The sequence below is a fragment of the Collinsella ihumii genome (genome assembly GCF_030385545.1).
Classification (GTDB): Bacteria; Actinomycetota; Coriobacteriia; order Coriobacteriales; family Coriobacteriaceae; genus Collinsella; species Collinsella ihumii.
This window is the reverse complement of the sequence record NZ_JAUEIQ010000008.1, coordinates 92,737-112,103: the sequence shown is the minus strand read 5'-3', so window position 1 is coordinate 112,103 and position 19,367 is coordinate 92,737. Positions and strand designations below refer to the sequence as shown.

Sequence of the window (19,367 nt, the reverse complement as noted above, 5' to 3'; positions counted from 1 at the left end):
ACAGAAAGCACTTAGGCCATCGGGGCGATGTAGTCGAACTCCTTAACCTCCACCCCGTCGGGCAGCCCCTCGGTGTCGATACTTATCTCATAGTCCGCATACGAGCGGGCAGCTTGCCCCTGCGAAATCACGCGATTGACGTGAACGAGCTCGAACAGCTTTTCCGCGGGCGCGTTTCCGAGCTTGCTCGCATGCTTGAACACGATGAGCTTCCTTGAAGTCATGAGACCGCGCGATGCGCTCCTATCGACCTCGAACATGTTCATGAATGCCGTCCAGAGCAGATCGAGGTCCTCTTGGCAAAAACCGGTCCTCTCGGCGAGCGGGGCGGACACAAAGCCCTCCATGCGATAGAGGCCGTAGGGGATGTACTGCTTGCGCCCCATCGTCTTGTTCTCTTTATCTTCCTTCGCCTCAGTCGCCGCCATGCGCGTGATACTCATCTCTAGGGGGGAGACCGGGTCGACCGATTCCGCAAAGCACAGCTGCACGGGGCCCCTCACCTGACCGCAGTTTCTTCCGGTCGTCATCACCGCGCCAAACGTTCGGATATCGAAGAAGTTATCGCACATGAATTGAGTAACCTTGCGCTGATCCTCGACCTTTTTCGGCAGTTTCTTATCCACCGGCTTCAACCCATAGTGCTTGTACGCCTTTTCGTTCCTCTCATTGAGCACGGCACCTTCCTGCACGTAGATCTTGTATCCCAGCTCCCCCTCTTCGACGTCGGGATCATCGATGGAACATCCCTTGACAAGATCGACGTAGTTGCGAATCTTGCGCTTGATACAGACATCCGAGATGATCCCCACGCCCGTCTCGGGATCGATACGCGGGAGGTTGCCGGCATCGGGATCTCCATTTGGATTGCCGTTTTTCACGTCGCAAATAAAGATAAAGTCGTAACGGTTCTTAATCGGTTCAGACATTATTGCTCCTCCTCGGAATCACCTGTGTGGTTTTCAATTGCAACGTCCTCGTCTTTGGTCGTCTTGCCGCGCCAGAGATCACAGCGCTCTTGGTAATACCCGATGAAGAACGCCCCTTGCTCATCCATACTCAGCGTTTTTGGCAGCGAGCTCTCACCGGGAAAGAGGCGGCCGACAATCTCGTCCATCTCCCGCTCGAGCTTTACCGAAAGCCCCCTCTTCTTTTTGCGCAGAGTTCCTAGATTGGCTTGGCAGCCTCTCATCAACGGCTGAAAGACCCTCTCGGGTGTCGAGGAGGCGGCTCCGATGTACCGATCCCGGATTGTCGCGTTTGTGTCGCCCGAGGCACCCTGCTGGGCACGCTCCATAACGGCGAACAGTCTCCCCAAAAGATACCCGATGTTGCTGTTTCCCCTGTTCAGAGCCATATCAAAGCGCTCCTTTCTCGTCAGCTCGACACCCCTGCGGCGCGCCTTTCTTACCAGGCAGCCCTTAAGAGCCGCCGCGCGCTGCTCCATATCCCATTTGTTGTTCGACGCATGATCCGCTCTCATCCTCGACAAGATCAGCTGCTCAAGTGCAACAGGGAAATCCGTGCCGCGGAGCATCGATTCGAAGCTCCTGCTCACCAACGTCGAGGGAACATTCGAAGACTTTCCAAGGGGCGCCGTCTGCAGGAGAAACCCCCACATAGAGGTCCTCTCAACGCCCACCATAGCCGTGTCGCGAAGGAAGTACCCGTAGTTCTCAGCGATACTCCCCAACGAACGATGCTCGTAGAACCGCACGGACAACCTCGCGGCATTTGGGGAAATCCCCAAGATGCTGAATCCGAGGTTGTTGTCGAATTGCGAAAGGGGAAGCCCCTTTCGCATCTCGCTGAACGCATTGGAAACCACGTCGAGGGCGGCCTTGTCTTCCGCAGAAGACCTCCCGAGCAATATATCGGCCAAGAGACGCTCCTCTCGCGGAGCCGCCCTATCCGCCCAAAACGTGACGATGGTGTTGCCGAGAACAATCCTCCTGTCGGGTTTACCCAAAAGATATTTCAGGGCTGTCCCCGCCTTGAACGCAACGCTTTTAGAAATTGCCGCGTTGTAGGCCTGCCTCTTGCCATAAGACTCCGACGCGTCAAAGTTATATGAAACAAGCGAAGCGCCCGACGATTGAGCTCCGGGGATCCCTGTCACTTGAGGAAACAGGCGAGCAAGGGCACCGTACTCACCGGTGACAGAGCAGAAACCCTCTACATCATCGGAGGGGGCACGTTCAAGGTAATCGGTCCAAGCGCTCCGAACGGCAGAATGTTCGTGGATAAAGTTCCCTTCCCTCTCAAGACAGAAAACCATCATCCTGCCTTTTACAAGCTCATCGACGAGACCCTCGGAAACAGCATCGCCTGCTTTGGGATTGTCGAAGAAAGCCAGGACCGCCTTTGCTCCAGCATCGTTGCAGGCATCTAACACCTCATGGTGTAAAACACGCGATCGCTCCCTATTCGCACTCCCATCTTTCGCGTCGATACCAAGAAGGTAGGAGGCTTTATCGCATAGCAAATAAGCTTTTGGGCTCTTTCCCGACCTGCCGTCGTGCTCGGGAACAATCATCTCGAGCGGCTGAAGCCGCCCCTTCTCATCCTGAGTCCCCAGCGGCAGGACGCTCTTCACCGCTCCCTCGACATCAAGAACGATCGCCCAGCTAACCTTCTCCTCGCTCCATCCTGGAAGCGGAATCTGCTCAGAGATATCAGGTTGATCGACGAGCCTGTCATACAGGGAGCTCAACTCGTGAAGAATCATGAGACCAACCCCTCTCTCGCCGAAGCAACATCGATGACCCCATGGCGCATCATTGCCCTGAAAAAGAGCGGGTCTGGAGAGTCCGCATTGCTGAAATCAAGGTCGTATAGCATGTATCCCAGATCTCGTTCGGGCACGTCGGAATAAAAGCCCGCTATTTCTTCATCGGCCTCAAGCAATTCGACCTTCGCGGGAAACTCCCTACATCCGAGTACAGGTTGGGCGAAGTGTTGACCCTTCCTGAAGCGTCTCATCGCGATGTTGTAATGCTTCTTTGGCCCATCATCAACATCCCCGGCCCGATCCGTCATGTCGAAGTGTGCATCGACCACATATGCCACATCCCTCAGGTAGGTCATCGCCCTCTGCTGACGCTTGTCGGTAGCCACGATGGCCAAACCGGTCCCTTTCTCGTAAGCTTCTTTCGCGTTCCTATAGCTCAACTTGCTCTCCAGCTCGTTTCGCCGGAACGTATCGAACCGAATCTCGTTGAGGACCGCGATGCGGTCGATGAGCCACCGGATGGACGGCTTCCAGTACACGGCCTCTAAGATCCCCCTCGCCGCCGAGGGAGTGATGACGTCATAGCTCACCCGCTCTGATTTGAATTCCGGCCTCGTGAAACAGGCTCGCGGACCGGAAATCTTGAGACGCACGCCATATCCCATTTTTCCTCCTTTCGCTTCATTGTTTCTGACGACTCAGCAAATTAGTGTCATAGGCCTACCCTCTTCCGGCTCCAAAAGCCCTACCGCGCTGCTATATGTCTCACGACAATCATGCCATGTCGCGTAGACATAAATCGGAGCATACGTATCGGCATCAACCACACCTGCTCGCACGAGTTCGGCAAGTCTCCAGGAAGCCACGCCGACGCTTGATTGCTGAAGCTTTACCGCGAACGCAGACGCGGGAACTCCCCGCGAGCATGCATCTGAAAGCTCCTCGAGCAGCAGGCGGCCCTTCTCGCCCCAAGGCACGAACACCGGAACCGTTTCGTCTTCGATTATTCGGTACTTTTCCGCATAGTGCTCGAAATCGAGCGTTCCGAACACGGGCCTGGCCTCTAGCAGGGCGCTGGAAACCATGTCCCCATACAAGCCTTCGGCATCGAGGCCCACCGCAGTAGCGGCGCCGTACCGACACTCGAAAAACTCTTTGGATATCGCCGCGTCAAAAGCGCCTCCATGCGCATCGATCAGCCGCTTGGTAATAGCCTTCATGCGGCCGAGCCAACTTGCGTCGTATCGTTTGCCTGAAAGGCCGTTTTCAAACTCATCGGAGATTTCGAATATATGGACAATTCCCTGGTCGAGTCTTCCCTCGCGGTTGCATCTCCCCGCAGCCTGCACCAAGGAATCCGCACCGGCAACCTCGCGATAGACAACCGGAAAGTCGATATCGACCCCCGCCTCGACAAGCTGGGTAGATATGACGATGCAGCGATCCCCGGAAACCAGGCGCCGCTTCACGCTATCCAGCACCTCTGAACGGTGCAGGGGCGTCATATTTGCACTGAGATGGAAGATCCCGTGCTCTGCCGCAACATCAGTTCCAGCTACCCCCATGCGGCGAACCACGTCTTCAAATACGACGCGGGCTTTCTTCTTCGTACCGAGAATGCAAAGCACCTGATGGTTGGCGGACAGGGCGTCGACGAGTTCATCTTCTCGGATGTCACCGTCAACCACGAATCTGACCCTGCTCCCAAGCGCGATGTCCAAATCATCTTGGCAAGACACAACCTCGCGAGGATGTGCCCCGAATGGCCATAGGCCATCGAGCGCGGGCTGGGTTGCGGTGCATAAGAGCACGGTAACATTGTAGTCGGCAGTAAGTTCCTCGAGCATGGCCAACGTCACGGTCAGGAGGCCATCCGGAAGTGTCTGCGCCTCATCCAGGACGATGACGCTGTTCGCAATGTTGTGCAGCTTCCTGCATTTGCCCGGCTTATTTGAGAAGAGGGATTCGAACAGCTGGACATTGGTCGTCACGATGAGAGGAGCATCCCAATTCTGCGCGGCAAGTCGCACAGATAGCCTTACCTCATCATCCTCGATGAGATCGAAATCATAGTTCGAGTGATGCTCCAATACGTTAACGTCCCCGAACACCTCGCTGAACACACGTGCCGTCTGCTCGACGATGCTCGTAAATGGAATCGCATAGATCACCCTGTCCATTCCGTTGGCGGCCGCATGACGAAGCGCAAAGGAGAGGGAGGAGAGCGTCTTTCCCCCACCCGTTGGAACGGTGAGCGTATAGATTCCTCGCCTGCCACGCGCCGCGGCGCGGCATTCCTCAAGTACCTCAGCTCGTATCTTGTTGACCATGGATTGTGCAGCTGAAGCCATGATGCCATCCATGTGCCGATCGAGAAGATGCGACAGCTCGGCAATAGTCCGGCGCTTCGTTACGCCGTCCCTCGTAGCAGCGACATTCGGAGCTATATACCGCTCCGTATCGATATAATCCGCATCAACCAAACAAGAAAAGAGCATTCTCGATAACACGGAAGCAGAGAAGATCCCACGCGTTTGAGCCGTAGCGATATTTCCTGAAAGCGCCAGCTTCTCAAGTGGCATTGGCTCGAGCTCGCTACTTTCTGGAAGCGTTATCCCGATACGTTTCGCGTAATCCAAGAAAGCACAGACAACATCATCGACACCATCCGCGGAGAGTCTCTTGATCAGCGGGGTGCGTCCCCCGTCTCCGCCTTTCAAGCCGTTCGGCATGCCACCGTGGTGGCCAGCGATTGGAAACGCCAGCAAGCATCCGTTGGCATCGCCAAGCGCACTTGTATAACGGAATAGAGCTGCCGACGCGCCAGGGGCACCATGGTCAACCTGCTCCCTCGAGCCAAAAAGCCTTCTTTGAAACGCAGGGTTAACCTTCCCTGCATCATGAAACAAACCGAGAGCGCGGCCCCAGTTCTCATATCCAAATGAAGCGGCAAATTGAGATGCAAGTTCCGCCACATTGCATAGATGCTCTTCTAAAGACTGCCATTCAGAGGGATCGGACCCTTCTCGAGAATGGGCGTAGATCGGCGAATTCTCCGTTGCTGTCATGCTACCATCCTCCCGAGCGAAGATTGCATGACATCATTATTGAGTTCGTAGAAAATTCTTTGGTAACCATATCGGTTAACGGTAGATTTACGCCGGCAGAAAAGCGGCGGGCGGCTTGCGCCGCCCGCCGTCCGGTTCACGAAGAACCAAAGAAGTCTCTACGTTTCAATCCACGCACCCGCGAGAGGTGCGACTAGGACCAGCTGCCAGCCAATATGACGCTGCTCCAATTTCAATCCTCGCCATCTCATGAAGGCAACGCCTCCATTATCTCATTATCTGGCTGGTATTGTTTCAGTCACTTCACCACCACGAATGAACAGAGTGACGCTTTCCAGTTTGATCATGCCGCATCATCTGCGTTGATCAACATCGTTATGCATTGAACTGCTAACGCCGCAAGCTTTCACACCCATCCCCTCCACACAAAGCCTATGTCGCCACTAGGAATACCGTGCTACCATTCCCTGCGGAATTATCGGTAACGGAACGAGGAGGCATCCCTTATGGAGCGTCCGAACGCATGGAAGAAGTACGGTGAGGCGGATCTTGCCGAGCTCGAGAAGCTCTGTAGCGAGTACCGCGCCTTCATCAGCGAGAACAAGACCGAGCGCGAGTGCGTGCGCGCGAGCGTCAAGCTTGCCGAGGCTGCGGGCTACGTCGATCTTGACCAGGTGACGGCCGAGGGCCGCAAGCTCTCCGCCGGCGACAAGGTCTATGCCGTCTGCCACAACAAGACCATCATGCTCGCCAACATCGGCACCGCGCCGCTCGAGCAGGGCGTGAACATCCTGGGTGCGCACATCGACTCGCCGCGTCTGGACATCAAGCAGAACCCGCTGTACGAGGCCGGCGACATGGCCTACCTCGACACGCATTACTACGGCGGCGTGAAGGCCTACCACTGGGTCGCCACCCCGCTGGCGCTACACGGCGTCGTGTGCAAGAAGGACGGCACCACGGTCGAGGTCTGCGTCGGCGAGGACGCCGCCGATCCGGTGTTCTGCATCTCCGACCTGCTGATTCACCTGGCTTCCGACCAGATGAAGAAATCCGCCGCCGAGGCTGTCGACCATGAGAACCTCGATGTCATCATCGGCGGCCGCCCCGTGCGCATCGAGGGCGACGACGCCCCGAAGGAGCCCGTCAAGCAGATGCTGGTCGACATCCTGTCCGACAAGTACGGCATCGAGGAGGAGGACCTGCTGTCCGCCGAGCTCGAGGTCGTGCCCGCCGGCGCTGCCCGCGAGATGGGCCTCGACCGCTCCATGATCCTGGGCTACGGCCAGGACGACCGCGTGTGCGCCTACACCTCGCTTGCCGCCCAGCTCGACGTCGAGCAGGTCGAGCGCACGAGCGTGTGCCTGCTTGTCGACAAGGAGGAGATCGGCTCGGTGGGCGCCTCCGGCATGACCAGCCGCTTCTTCGAGAACACCATGGCCGAAATCATGGAGCTCGTCGGCGAGACCGGCCCGCTGGCGCTCCGTCGCTGCCTGGCCAACTCCCGCATGCTGTCCTCCGACGTGTCCGCAGGCTTCGACCAGCTCTACGCCGACCGCTTCGAGAAGAAGAACGCCGCCATCATGGGTCATGGCCTGTGCTTCAACAAGTACACCGGAAGCCGCGGCAAATCCGGCTCCAACGACGCAGACGCCGAGTACATGGCGCTCGTCCGCACCATCATGGACGAGGCCGGCGTCGACTTCCAGACCTGCGAGCTCGGCCGCATCGGCGCGGGCGGCGGCGGCACGATCGCCTTCATCCTCGCCGAGTACGGCATGGACGTCATCGACTCCGGCGTGGCGGTCCTGTCCATGCACTCCCTGTGGGAGGTCACGAACAAGGCCGACGTCTACGAAGCCTACAAGGGCTACAAGGCGTTCATCGAGCGCGCCTAGCGCGAAAACCCCTCCTTACGGGCCCAACCCGGGAATCTGCCAGACGGCGGGTTCCCGGGTTTTTTATTGCGACATCAAGGTACGAAGGCTCAACCGGTCGTTCCATCGAATCACCTTCCCTACCTCCCGGCCCCCTTTTAGACACCCCGTGGGTACCGCTTGCCATCCTGTGCGTCAAAAAATGTTAACGAGCACGTACGCTTGGAGATATCTGGAGGGTCTGCGCGTGCGCACGCCCGTGCCGCGCGCACTGTCAGGACGAGGAGGTACGGTATGAGAATGCCTCACCGAGTACTCGCCATCACCGCGGCCTTATGCGCCGGGATCTTAAGCGTAGGCGCAGGGGCTCTTCCCGCCCTGGCCCAGGATGCGAACGTCGAGGCACAGGTTGAGTTGCAGGCGTCGCAGACCAAGACCGCCTACGACTTCTTCAGGGCCCAGGGCAGCAACACGGCGGCGGGCATCCTGAACGGCACGGTCGGCCCGCGCAAGATGAAAGACGGCACCTACCTGCACAACTACACGAACCTCGGCGACGCCGACGACGCGACCTCGCTTGCCAACATGCTCGAGGCGCTCGACATGCTCGAGGAGATGAACAAGGTCCGCACGCAGGTCGAGCACGTCAGCGAGCTCAAGGTGACCGACACCGCCATGGCCTACACCATGCTTGCGGCCAATTGGACGAACGACACCTACGAGAACGGCGGCGGGCTCCAGCACTCCAACCCCTACGCCGACCCCGACACCATGCGCTGGGGCAACTCGCGCGGCGAGGTCATCGCGCGCGGGTACCGCGACGCCCGCCACGTGATAGGCGGCTGGTACTGGGCCGAGAAGGCCTATGCGACCGGCACGAGCCAGACCGACCTGTACGGCACGACCTACTCGACCACCGAGAACCGCCAGACCGGCCACTACAAGATCATCCGCGACAACACGTATAAGATCGCCGGCGCCGCCATCGTGAGCGACAACAACATCCGCGCGGTCGACTTCGCCGACGTCAACCGCCTGCTCGGAGCCGGCAGCTACACCGGTACGGTCTCGGGCGAGCAGACCTACACCGTAGCGCAGTACCGCGCGCGCCTGCAGGCCTACATCGATCAGATAGGCGGCATCGACGAGCCCGAGCCGGAACCCGAGCCCGAACCTGCGCCGGACACCCCGTCTGGCGACTACAAGGTCATCGTTGCAAAGAAGGGCGAGGTCGAGGTCCGCGTCGGCAAAGCCGCCCCGGGAGAAACACTTCACTTCAGCGTCATTCCTGCGGAAGGCTGGCAGTTTGACCGCATGTGCGTGGATGCCGAAGGAGGAACGCCCCTGGTAATACACTCCGGCGAGCGCGATGAGGACTACTGGATAACCATGCCCAATGCCAATGTCATCATCCAGGTCTTTTGCAGCAAAATCGAATACGAACCCTGGATGTACCCGAGCATCACGGTCGAGATCGAAGGCGCCGAGGGCGGCTACATGAACGTGCCTTCGAGCGCTAAGCCCGACACGGTGGTCTCCGGCAGCATCGTTACGAACGACGGCTGGTGGCTCTACTCCGCGACCGCCGAGGCGGGCGGACGCGACATCGTCTTCCAAATGGACGTCGACGACGGAGGACTCTGGAAGTTCGCCATGCCCCACGAGGACGTCACCATCAAGCTGGTGTTCCTGCCCTACCCCGATGATGAGGATCCGGATGAGCCCGACAAGCCGGACAAACCCGTTGAGACCCCGAAGCCGAACTTCAGCGACGTGGCCGACGACGCCTGGTACGCGGGCTCGGTCGCGTGGGCGGTCGAATCCGGCGCCATGGGCGGCTACACCGGGACGAACAAGTTCGGCCCCGACGACACCCTCACCCGCGCGCAGATGGCGCAGGTCCTGTGGAGCCTGGAGGGCAAGCCCTCCGTCACCGTCAACGCCGGCGACCTGCCCTCCGACGTGAAGACGGGCGAGTGGTACGCCTCGTCGGTGGCCTGGAGCCTTGAGACCGGCGTGTTCGCCGGCTACGACGACGGCACCTACGGGCCGGAGAACGCCCTCTCGCGCGAGCAGGCGGCGGTCGTTCTCTGGCGCCGCTCCGACGAGCCCGCATCCAACCAGAGCCTGAGCGCCTATCGCGACGGAGACAAGACGTCCTCCTTCGCGGTTGCCGCCATGCGTTGGGCGATCGAGGAGGGCGTGCTGTCCGGCAAGGACCAGGCGGACGGCTCGAAGCTGCTCTGCCCGCAGGACACCTGCACGCGTGCCGAACTCGCGACCATGCTCATGAGGATGGATAACGAGGGCAAGCTGTAATATCCGCCTCCAGCAGAAAAGCGGCCGCCCGGGACCTCAATGAAGGTCCCGGGCGGCCGCTTTTTCGGCTTGCATACCGTGCCGTGACATGATTTCGAAGGCGCCGCCGTGCTTACGCGATGGCCTCCAGGACGGCACCGCAGCGCGGGCAGGCGACGGGAACGGTGGGCGTGCCGACGCGCGTGGTCGTGTAGCCGCAACCGGGGCAGCGCATCGTCGTGGTCGCGAGCCTGCCGCCGCGTCCGTCAAGCGCGTGGAACCCGCCGGAAACCTCCGAGAGCTCCTCGTCGCTCAGCTGAATGGCGCCGTTGACCTTCATCTCGCGCTCTGCCATCGTTCGCTCCTCTCCATCGGCTGTCGAGACCATGGTACCCGGATTGGCCGACCTCGTCTTGTGGGAACGGAACGAAAGCAACGTTTTTGGGAACGAACCATGGCCCGTGGGTGAGCTGCTCGTGATACGGTGTTGCGCACGGTCCCGATTCCGAGGAGCACCCATGCTGCAGGTCATCATCTCCCCCGCCAAGCAGATGCGCGTCGCGCGCGACACGTTCAGCCCGCGCGGCATCCCGCCCTATCCCGCAACAACCAAGCGGATCTACCGCGCGCTGCGCGAGATCGAGCGGACCCAGGGCCCCGACGGCCTGCGGGGACTGTGGCGCGTGAACGACAAGCTGCTCGCCGAGAACATCGAGCGCCTGCATGCGTTCGAACCGGTCGCAGACGAGGCGCGGCTGGACGATCCGGATATCGCGCCTTCGGTCTCTCCCGCCGTCTTCTCGTACGTGGGCATCCAGTACCGCAGCATGGCGCCCGAGGTCATGGGGTTCGCCGAACTCGAATGGCTGCAGGAACACCTGTGGATCCTGTCCGGCTTCTACGGCTGCGTGCGCCCCTTCGACGCCGTGGAGCCCTATCGGCTTGAGATGGGGGCCAAGCTCGCCCTCGACGGCGCGCGCGACCTCTATGCGCTGTGGGGAGACGCGATCGCCCGCGCGATCTTTACCGACGACGAACCGGCTGTCGTGGTGAACCTCGCGAGCGTCGAGTACGCCAAGGCCGTGCTGCCGCACCTGCCCGAAGGGGCGACCGCGGTGACCTGCATCTTCAGCGAGGAGCTCCGAGCCGGGAAACCCGTGCAGCGCGCGACGGCGAGCAAGATCGCCCGCGGCTCCATGGTCCGCTGGATGGCAGAGCACGGCGTTGAGGATGCGCGCGACCTCACGCGGTTCGACGTGGGCTACGCCTTCGCACCGGACCTCTCCGATGCGGACGGGAGCACGCTTGTCTTTGTGCGCCAAGCAGGCGATGCCGAAGAGGACCACTCGTAGCCGTTCTCGCGCAGAGCACTCTCGAAATCGCGCTCGAACGCCTGGTGCGCGCCGAGCCCGATATTGAGCAGACCGTCGCCCGCACCCGAACCGATCGCCTCGACGCGGGAGGACGAGCCGTCGCCGGTGATGACGATGGTCAGGCTCGCATAGCTGCCGTTGCGCAGGAAGAACTTCTCGATGACGCCGACGTACACCGAGAAGTCGCCAAGGTCGCGCTCGGTCTTTCCCGCCCACTCGATTGAGGTCCCCAGCTCGCCGACCGCCGTGCGCACCAGGGCCTTGGCGTCCTCCATGCCGATGGGGGCTTCAAGAGGGATCATCGCATCCTCCCGTCTGCTGCCGCCTGAGATGAAACAGCAGGTCGCGTCACGAACCGCCGAGGAAGATGAGGATCGCGATGAGCACAACGACCAGGGCCAGGCACCACACCATGCACCCGCAGCCGCAGCCGGTCTGGTTACCGTTCGCCCCGGAGGGGCCTGTGAGCAGGCCGTGCACCATCTCGGTGAAGGCCCCGTCGCCCATGCCGACGCGCCCGTCGCGATCCCAGTCCAGCGGATGATGATTCATCTCGCCTCTCCTCTCACCTCTCGTGCTCAGTATACGAAGCATCTCGCGAACCCGGGCGATATCGGGGGACGGCTCCGTAAACGGCCCGCCGCAGTCCCCGTGGGCGGGTGTGAGAAAAAAGGGACAGGCACTTTTTTTCTCACGGCGGAGATTAACGACTCCGCGAGCGGTGCAACCGTAATTATGCTCGCCTCGAGGCTTCGCCCGCTATGCGCGCCACCGGAACCCCGAAATAGACGACGGCTCGAGTCCATCCGGAACCGAGCGCGCTATAATGGGCGCAACAATCGCATATCACGGGGAGCTTGCAGGACACCACGGCAGGCTGAGAGGGGGCGCGACCCGCCCCGACCCGACGAACCTGATATGGGTAATGCCAACGAAGGGAGCATGCGTATGAACGCACCCAACACTGTCAATCTTGTCACGCAGCTCGACTACGCGCGGGCGGGCGTCATCACCGACGCCATGCGCGCCGTCGCCGAGCGGGAACACCGCGATCCGGAGTTCATCCGCGCGGGCGTGGCGGCGGGCCGCATAGCCATTCCGGCGAACATCCGCCACCTCGACATGGGCCTTGAGCCCCGCGGCGTCGGAGCCGGCCTCTCCACCAAGGTGAACGTCAACCTCGGCATTTCCGGTGATGTCGCCGACGCCGACGTCGAGTGGGAAAAGGTGCGCACCGCCGAGAAGTTCGGCGCCGACGCCATCATGGACCTGTCCAACTCCGGCAAGACGCGCTTTTTCCGCCAGCAGCTCGTGCGCGAGACGCCGCTCATGGTGGGCACCGTCCCCATGTACGACGCCATCGGCTACATGGAGAAGCCCCTGGTCGAGCTGACCGTCGACGACCTGCTCGAGGTCACGCGCGCGCACGCCGAGGACGGCGTGGACTTCCTCACCATCCACTGCGGCATCAACAAGAGCGTCATCAAGACCTTCAAGGAGACCGGCCGCCTCATGAACATCGTGAGCCGCGGAGGCTCGCTGCTGTTCGGCTGGATGGAGGTCACCGGCAACGAGAACCCCTTCTTCGAGTACTACGACGAAATCCTGAAGATCTGCCATGAGTACGACGTCACCATCTCGCTCGGCGACTCGTGCCGCCCGGGCTGCCTCTACGATGCGAACGACGCCGTGGAGACCGCCGAGATGATCGAGCTGGGCAAGCTCACCAAGCGCGCTTGGGACGCCGGCGTCCAGGTCATGATCGAGGGCCCCGGGCACATGCCCATCAACGAGATCGAGGCCAATGTGCGCATGGAGAAGAGCCTGTGCCACAACGCGCCCTACTACGTGCTCGGCCCGCTTGTGACCGACATCGGCGTCGGCTACGATCACATCACCGCCGCGATCGGCGGCGCCATCTCGGCGAGCGCCGGCGCCGACTTCCTGTGCTACGTCACGCCCGCCGAGCACCTGTGCCTGCCGAACGCGCAGGATGTGCTCGACGGCCTCATCGCCACGAAGATCGCCGCGCACGCCGCCGATATCGCCAAGGGCGTGCCCGGCGCGAAGGATATCGACAACCGCATGGGAGACGCCCGCCGGCGCCTCGCCTGGAACGAGATGTGGACCTACGCGCTCGACCCGGTGACGTCGAAGGCGCGCTACGAGGCCTCCCCCGCCTCCACCGAGGGCACCTGCACCATGTGCGGCAAGATGTGCGCCGTGCGCACGGTCAACAAGGTGTTCGAGGGGACGACGATCGATCTCGACGCGCAGGGAAATACGGATTGATTCATGAATGTACGGGGGCCGAATCAGCGTTTGCGCAGGGTTCGTTTATCTGACACCCCAGTTCATTCATGAATGAGCTGATCGACGCTCCCGAACGGAAAAACTCACATGAAGGACCGGGCAGGGCCCCGTCCTCATCTCAGAAAGGAATAGCACCATGGACATGGCAGAACTCGGCCGTGCACTCGACAACGTTCGCACCACCGTGCCGCTCGTGCACTGCATCACCAACTACGTGACGGTCAACGACTGCGCAAACGCGCTGCTCGCGTGCGGAGGCTCCCCCATCATGAGCGACGAGCCCGATGACGTGGAGGACATCACCTCGATCTGCGGCGGCCTCGTGCTGAACATCGGCACGCTCAATCAGCGCAGCATCGAGGGCATGCGCGTGGCCGGCAAGCGCGCGGGCGAGCTGGGCCACGCGATCGTGCTCGACCCCGTGGGCGCCGGCGCATCCAAGCTGCGCACCGACACGGCGGCGGAGCTCATCGACACGCTGCCCGTCACGGTCGTGCGCGGCAACATGAGCGAGATCAAGACCATCGCCGGCTCCGCCGCAGCGACCCGCGGCGTGGACGTCAATCCCGATGACGCCGTGACCGAGGACAACCTCGCCGCGAGCGCCGATTTCGCCCGCAGCCTCGCCGCCAAGCTCGGCGCCGTCGTGGCCATCACGGGCGCCATCGACATCGTCGCCTCCGCGGACCGTGCGGTCGCCATCCGCAACGGCGTGGCGACCATGGGCAAGATCACCGGCACCGGCTGCATGCTCACCTGCGTCGCCGCCGCATATGCCGTCGCCAACCCCGACGACGTCTTCGGCGCGACCGTCGCCGCCATCGCGGGCCACGGCCTTGCCGGCGAGGTCGCCGCAGCGCGCATGGCGCCCGCCGACGGCAACGGCAGCTTCCGCACCTACCTGCTCGACGCCATCTGCAATATGTCCGCCGACCAGCTCATGGCCGGCGCCAAGATCGAGGAGCTGTAATGCCGGCCGCCCAGCGCGGCCCCTGGACGCCAGAGGATATCCGTCACGGCATGCTGCTGTATGCCGTGACGGACTCCGCCTGGCTGCACGGCCGCACGCTCGCCTCGTGCGTGCGCGAGGCGCTCGCGGGAGGCGCGACCTTCGTCCAGCTGCGCGAGAAGCACATGTCGACCGACGAGCTCGTGGAGGAAGCGAAGACGATCCTCCCCATCTGCCGCGAGGCGCGCGTCCCGTTTCTGATCGACGACGACGTCGAGGCGGCGCGGCTCGTCGGCGCCGACGGCGTGCATGTCGGCCAATCCGACACGGCATGCGCCGAGGCGCGCCGCATCCTCGGCCCCGACGCCATCGTCGGCGTCTCCGCGCAGACCGTGGAGCAGGCGGTCGCCGCCGAGCGGGCGGGCGCCGACTACCTCGGCGTGGGCGCGCTCATCCCCACGCCCACCAAGCCCGACGCCGTCGACGTCACGCCCGAGGAGCTTTCGCGAATCTGCCGCGCCGTCGAGATTCCCGTCGTCGGCATCGGCGGGCTGCACCTGAGCACGATCGACATCCTCGACGGAACCGGTGCCGCCGGCGCCGCCGTGGTTTCCGCGATCTTCGCCGCCGAGGATATCGAGAGGGACACGCGCGAGCTTGCCGACAAGCTCTCCCGCATGGCCCTCGCACGCTAGCGGCAAAGGATACCATCTGCGCCCATCCCAAATGGCGCAACGAGAAGGAGGTTGACGATGGACACGTTCCGCGTTCCCGCCGTGCTGTCTATCGCCGGTTCGGATTCGAGCGGCGGTGCCGGCATCCAAGCGGACATCAAGACGATTGCCGCCCATGGGTTGTTCGCCGAGACCGCCATCACGGCGCTTACCGCGCAGAACACCACGGGCGTCCGCGACGTGCTCGAGGCGACGCCCGAGTTCGTCGGCGAGCAGATCAATGCCGTGTTCGAGGACATCCCGCCCGCAGCGGTGAAGATCGGCATGGTGTCGTCGGCCGCCATCATCGAGACGATTGCGCAGCACCTTGAGCGCTGGCGCGCCGAGAATATCGTCGTCGACCCCGTCATGGTCGCCACGTCGGGCGCGCGCCTCATCAACGAAGATGCCTCGACGGCGCTCACAGGCAGGCTGCTGCCGCTCGCGCGCGTGATCACGCCCAATATTCCGGAGGCGATCGCCCTCGCCGGCAGATCGATCTCCGATGCCGACGAGCAGCAGGCGGCGGCATGCGAGCTCGTCGAGCGCTTCGGCTGCGCCGTCCTCGTCAAGGGCGGCCACGGCGTCGCCGACGCCAACGACGTGCTTGCCGAGCCTACGGGCACAGCAGGCCCGCGTATCACCTGGTTCACGCACGAGCGCATCGAGACCGAGAACACGCACGGCACCGGGTGCACGCTGTCGTCCGCCATCGCCTGCGGGCTGGCGCAGGGCCTTACGCTCTCCGATGCCGTCGAGCAGGCGAAAGCCTATCTGACCGGCGCCCTCGCCGCGGGCCTCGACCTGGGCCGCGGCTCGGGTCCCGTCGACCACATGTGGCGCCATCGCGGCTGATGGGTTGGATGGGGACGGGTTCGTTTCAACCCGTCCCCGATGGCACGCCGACAGCTGCCCCTAGTCGTCCGCGACCGTCACGCCCAGCAGGCCGACGAGCGCGAGGGCCTGCTCGACGCTCACCTTCGCGCCGCGTAGCTCGCGAAAGTCGCTCGAGAGCACCGGGGCGGCAAACTCACAGGTCGAAAGGTCGATGCCCGCAAGCGGCGTGCCGAACACGTCGATACGCGTCAGATCGCATCCGTCGAGCTCCACGCGCTTCAGGCGCGTCCGCTGCATCGCCGCCTCGATCAGGCGCACCGCGCGCATGCACAGCACATCGACGGTGCATTCGGACAGGTTCGCATAGCTCAGGTCGCTCGAGGAGACGGCGACGCCGGCGAGCCGGGCCTGAAGGAGGCTCAGGCCCGGCGCCGAGCAGTCGACCATATCGCAGCGGTTGAGCCACGCCCGATCCATGGAGCACCGGATGAACCGGCAGCCCTGAAAGCGCACATCGCGAAACGTGCACCCGCTGAAATCGACGCCGTCGAACGTGCAGCCGCGAAACGCCACGGTATCGAACGTCGCCGACCCCGCGTCCTCGTAGGAAAGCTCGAGTCCTACAAACGCCGTGTTACCCACCCGCGCGTCGCCCTCGGCGAACAGGTCGAGCAGCTCCTCGACATCGATGTGGGCCCCGAGCGCCTCGGGCACCTTGGCGAACGAGGAGACCCGCCGCGCCATTACAGGTACTTCCTCCAGTCGTCCTCCTCCTCGGCGGCCGCCTCCGCCGCAGCGTCCGCCGCGGCCTTGGCGCGCGCGGTCTGCATGTCGGAGTAGGACTCGCCGTTTTGCTCGGGGAAGCAGGCGAAGGCGTGCTCGAAGCGCGGGAGGTTGTCGTCGTAGCGGGTCTTGGGGATGGCGAACCAGACCTCCTCGAGCGCATGGGCGCCCGAGGCGAGCTCCGCGCGGAACATCTCGGCGACCGCGCTCGCGTCCCAGCCGAAGGCGCCGCAGCCGTACGCACCGAGCACAGCCTTCTTGATTCCGCGCGCATCGATGAGGTCGAGCACGAAGCGGATGCGGTCGCGCATGGCGTCCGCAAGGACCTCATCGGAGACCTTGTACTCCGAGCGGGCGCGGCGAGCGTTCGGGGCGGCCGCCACGACCACGTCGGCGTAGGCGTGGATCTTGCCGCGGCCGAAACGCACGGCGGGCACCACCAGCGCGCGGTTGCGGTACAGTTCGCAGTTGAGGTTGCGGCGACGGTTCTCGGCGTACCAGTCTCCGAACGTCTCGAGGACGTTGCCCAGATAGGACTCGCGGCACAGCGACTGCTCCTGACCGGTCGCACCGCGCGAGAAGCCGCCGGCGGGATTCACGAACGAGGCGAAATCGAGGACCGCGAGATCACAGTAGGCGGCACGTCCGCGCCCGTTGTCCAAGATGACGGCGACGGCATCGGCGTCGACGACGCTCACCTGGGGGACGCGCCCCTCTTCGACCTCGTGGGCCGGGACGCCGTCGTAGCGCACCGTGCCCTGCTGCGCCTGCTCGATTTCCTTCGCATAGCGCGCAGCCATCTGCTCGATATGCTTTTTCGCCGCGTCCGCGCGCGCCGCCTTACGGGGATTCTCCCTGCGCTCCGCCATACTGCATGCTCCTTTGCCGTACGCATTCGGGATACCTACATGGTGCCTATGATAAACCGTGCGGCGGAGCTTTTGGGACGGGGTCGTTATCGGGCGCAGTGCAAATCGGGGACGTACCTGTTGCGTGCATGCATGCACGCAACAGGTACGTCCCCGATTTGCACCGACGGCCCCGACCCAAATAGCACCATCATGGTATGACGGTGTTGACCGGCCATCCGGGTAGGTCATGGAATGAAACTCCGGTATCATGTTTTGAGTTCTGACCATTTTTCGTCCGCAAACGGTGGTTTCGCCTTGTCCATGGAGTTCTTCATTCCATATATCTGTGTGGCCGCGGCGGCCTTTATCACCACCTATGCCTGCGTACCGCTCGCACGGCGCCTGGCGATCCGCCTGAACGCCGTCGACTATCCCTCCAAGCGCCGCATCAACAAGACGCCCATCCCCCGCATGGGAGGTGTCGCGGTGCTCCTCGGGCTCATCGCCGCCCTCGTCGTCCAGCTCATCGGCACGTGGTACTTCCACTGGCCTCCCGTGCTGATCCCGCACCCGAGCATGAGCATCAACTATCCCCTGCTCGGCGTGTCGTTTCTGCTGATCTTTCTGACCGGCGCGGTCGACGACGTCGTCCAGCTGCGCCCGCGCGCAAAGCTCGCTGGCCAGCTCGTCGCCGCCATCTGCGCCGTCGCGAGCGGCGTGGCCATCAACTCGGTCGTCAACCCGTTCGGAACCGACTACATCCAGCTCGGGTGGCTCTCCTACCCCATCACGGTGATCTACCTCATCGCGTACAGCAACATCATCAACCTGGTCGACGGCCTCGACGGACTCGCCACGGGCATCTCCGCCATCGCCTCGATCTCCATGTTCTCGTTCGCCGTGCTGGCCGGCCGCGTAGACGCCGCGGCGCTCGCCATCGCCCTCATGGGCAGCTGCTTCGCGTTTTTGCGCTACAACTTCCACCCGGCAAGCATCTTTCTCGGCGATTCGGGCGCGCTGCTGCTCGGCTTCGCGCTGGGCACCATCTCGCTGCTCAACGTGTCGCGCACCGCGGCCCTGACCTCGCTCATCATCCCGCTCATCGTCGCGGGCGTGCCCATCATCGACACGTTCTCGGCGATCATCCGCCGCATGCGCGCGCACGTCAGCATCGGCCAGGCCGACAAGGGCCACATCCACCACAGGCTCATCGAGGAGGGTTACGACCAGCGCCAGGCGGTGCTGCTCATCTACCTGTGGTGCATCCTGCTGTCGCTGGGCGCCGCCGCCATCAACCAGGTCGGCATCGAGCTGCGCATCGTCATCTTCATCGTGCTGCTCGTCTGCTCCATCGCCTTCGCCATGCGCTTGCACCTGTTCGAACCGGTACTGCGCCACCACTACAACCCCAAAACCCACCAGGATGAGATCGTCACTCCCGACGACCCCGCGTTCGCCGAAGAGGAGCAGTCGCAGCGCGAACTCAAGCGCGAGCACCGCGAGCAGTACCGCGAGAACCTCGGGAAGGTCTTCCATCCGAACAAGCCGAATCGTGACAACAAACGCTAGGAGAT

At 62.6% G+C, this 19,367-nt stretch carries 17 protein-coding genes and 1 riboswitch; of the genes, 8 read left to right on the top strand and 9 right to left on the bottom strand.

Annotated features, from left to right (window positions below):
* Nucleotides 1-11 precede the first annotated feature (11 nt).
* From cas7c to cas3, 4 genes are read right to left on the bottom strand one after another with little or no spacing between them, the layout of a single operon-like run.
* Nucleotides 12-929 carry a type I-C CRISPR-associated protein Cas7/Csd2 gene (gene cas7c / locus QVN30_RS08810; protein WP_289836116.1) on the bottom strand — a complete coding sequence of 306 codons (918 nt, stop codon included), beginning with the start codon at nt 927-929 and terminating at the stop codon, nt 12-14.
* The gene (gene cas8c / locus QVN30_RS08805) at nt 929-2,728 is read right to left on the bottom strand and encodes a type I-C CRISPR-associated protein Cas8c/Csd1 (RefSeq protein ID WP_289836115.1); all 1,800 of its coding nucleotides are present in this window, start codon (nt 2,726-2,728) and stop codon (nt 929-931) included. The genes cas7c and cas8c overlap by 1 nt, the downstream gene beginning before the upstream one ends.
* Complete coding sequence (cas5c, locus tag QVN30_RS08800; protein ID WP_289836114.1) at nt 2,725-3,396, bottom strand: type I-C CRISPR-associated protein Cas5c; 672 nt, start codon at nt 3,394-3,396, stop codon at nt 2,725-2,727. Before cas5c ends, cas8c begins: the two co-directional genes overlap by 4 nt.
* 33 nt (nt 3,397-3,429) lie before the next feature.
* The gene (gene cas3 / locus QVN30_RS08795) at nt 3,430-5,799 is read right to left on the bottom strand and encodes a CRISPR-associated helicase Cas3' (protein ID WP_289836113.1); all 2,370 of its coding nucleotides are present in this window, start codon (nt 5,797-5,799) and stop codon (nt 3,430-3,432) included.
* A gap of 506 nt (nt 5,800-6,305) precedes the next feature.
* Here cas3 and QVN30_RS08790 point away from each other — a divergent pair.
* Nucleotides 6,306-7,697 carry an aminopeptidase gene (locus tag QVN30_RS08790; protein ID WP_289836112.1) on the top strand — a complete coding sequence of 464 codons (1,392 nt, stop codon included), beginning with the start codon at nt 6,306-6,308 and terminating at the stop codon, nt 7,695-7,697.
* A 273-nt stretch (nt 7,698-7,970) separates the two neighbouring features.
* Nucleotides 7,971-9,995 carry a CAP and S-layer homology domain-containing protein gene (locus QVN30_RS08785; RefSeq protein ID WP_289836111.1) on the top strand — a complete coding sequence of 675 codons (2,025 nt, stop codon included), beginning with the start codon at nt 7,971-7,973 and terminating at the stop codon, nt 9,993-9,995.
* Between the two features lie 112 nt (nt 9,996-10,107).
* Here the strand turns inward: QVN30_RS08785 and QVN30_RS08780 are convergent, their stop codons facing one another.
* Nucleotides 10,108-10,329 carry a hypothetical protein gene (locus QVN30_RS08780; RefSeq protein ID WP_289836110.1) on the bottom strand — a complete coding sequence of 74 codons (222 nt, stop codon included), beginning with the start codon at nt 10,327-10,329 and terminating at the stop codon, nt 10,108-10,110.
* Nucleotides 10,330-10,492: 163 nt separating this feature from the next.
* Between QVN30_RS08780 and QVN30_RS08775 the strand changes: the two genes are divergently transcribed.
* Nucleotides 10,493-11,326 (top strand): YaaA family protein, encoded by an 834-nt coding sequence (locus QVN30_RS08775; RefSeq protein ID WP_289836109.1) that lies wholly within the window; start codon nt 10,493-10,495, stop codon nt 11,324-11,326.
* Here the strand turns inward: QVN30_RS08775 and QVN30_RS08770 are convergent.
* A complete protein-coding gene (locus QVN30_RS08770) occupies nt 11,236-11,649 on the bottom strand; it encodes a DUF6054 family protein (protein WP_289836108.1) in 414 nt (137 codons plus the stop codon). The genes QVN30_RS08775 and QVN30_RS08770 overlap by 91 nt on opposite strands.
* Before the next feature lie 46 nt (nt 11,650-11,695).
* A complete protein-coding gene (locus tag QVN30_RS08765) occupies nt 11,696-11,899 on the bottom strand; it encodes a hypothetical protein (RefSeq protein ID WP_289836107.1) in 204 nt (67 codons plus the stop codon).
* A gap of 287 nt (nt 11,900-12,186) precedes the next feature.
* Nucleotides 12,187-12,304, top strand: a riboswitch (TPP riboswitch).
* Between QVN30_RS08765 and thiC the strand changes: the two genes are divergently transcribed.
* The 4 genes from thiC (at nt 12,296) to thiD (ending at nt 16,177) form a co-directional block, all read left to right on the top strand.
* On the top strand, nt 12,296-13,639 hold the full coding sequence (gene thiC / locus QVN30_RS08760) for a phosphomethylpyrimidine synthase ThiC (protein WP_289836106.1): 1,344 nt from the start codon (nt 12,296-12,298) through the stop codon (nt 13,637-13,639). Its footprint overlaps the riboswitch before it by 9 nt.
* Nucleotides 13,640-13,796: 157 nt before the next feature.
* A complete protein-coding gene (gene thiM, locus QVN30_RS08755) occupies nt 13,797-14,630 on the top strand; it encodes a hydroxyethylthiazole kinase (RefSeq protein ID WP_204539035.1) in 834 nt (277 codons plus the stop codon).
* A complete protein-coding gene (gene thiE, locus QVN30_RS08750; protein WP_289836105.1) occupies nt 14,630-15,304 on the top strand; it encodes a thiamine phosphate synthase in 675 nt (224 codons plus the stop codon). Before thiM ends, thiE begins: the two co-directional genes overlap by 1 nt.
* Before the next feature lie 57 nt (nt 15,305-15,361).
* A complete protein-coding gene (thiD, locus tag QVN30_RS08745; RefSeq protein WP_289836104.1) occupies nt 15,362-16,177 on the top strand; it encodes a bifunctional hydroxymethylpyrimidine kinase/phosphomethylpyrimidine kinase in 816 nt (271 codons plus the stop codon).
* Between the two features lie 60 nt (nt 16,178-16,237).
* Here the strand turns inward: thiD and QVN30_RS08740 are convergent, their stop codons facing one another.
* Nucleotides 16,238-16,903, bottom strand: a complete 666-nt coding sequence (locus tag QVN30_RS08740; RefSeq protein ID WP_289836103.1) for a pentapeptide repeat-containing protein — start codon at nt 16,901-16,903, stop codon at nt 16,238-16,240.
* Nucleotides 16,903-17,811 carry a TIGR02452 family protein gene (locus QVN30_RS08735; RefSeq protein WP_289836102.1) on the bottom strand — a complete coding sequence of 303 codons (909 nt, stop codon included), beginning with the start codon at nt 17,809-17,811 and terminating at the stop codon, nt 16,903-16,905. Before QVN30_RS08735 ends, QVN30_RS08740 begins: the two co-directional genes overlap by 1 nt.
* Before the next feature lie 303 nt (nt 17,812-18,114).
* On the opposite strand from QVN30_RS08735, the gene QVN30_RS08730 reads away from it, so the two are divergent.
* A complete protein-coding gene (locus QVN30_RS08730; protein WP_289836101.1) occupies nt 18,115-19,362 on the top strand; it encodes a glycosyltransferase family 4 protein in 1,248 nt (415 codons plus the stop codon).
* Nucleotides 19,363-19,367 lie beyond the last annotated feature (5 nt).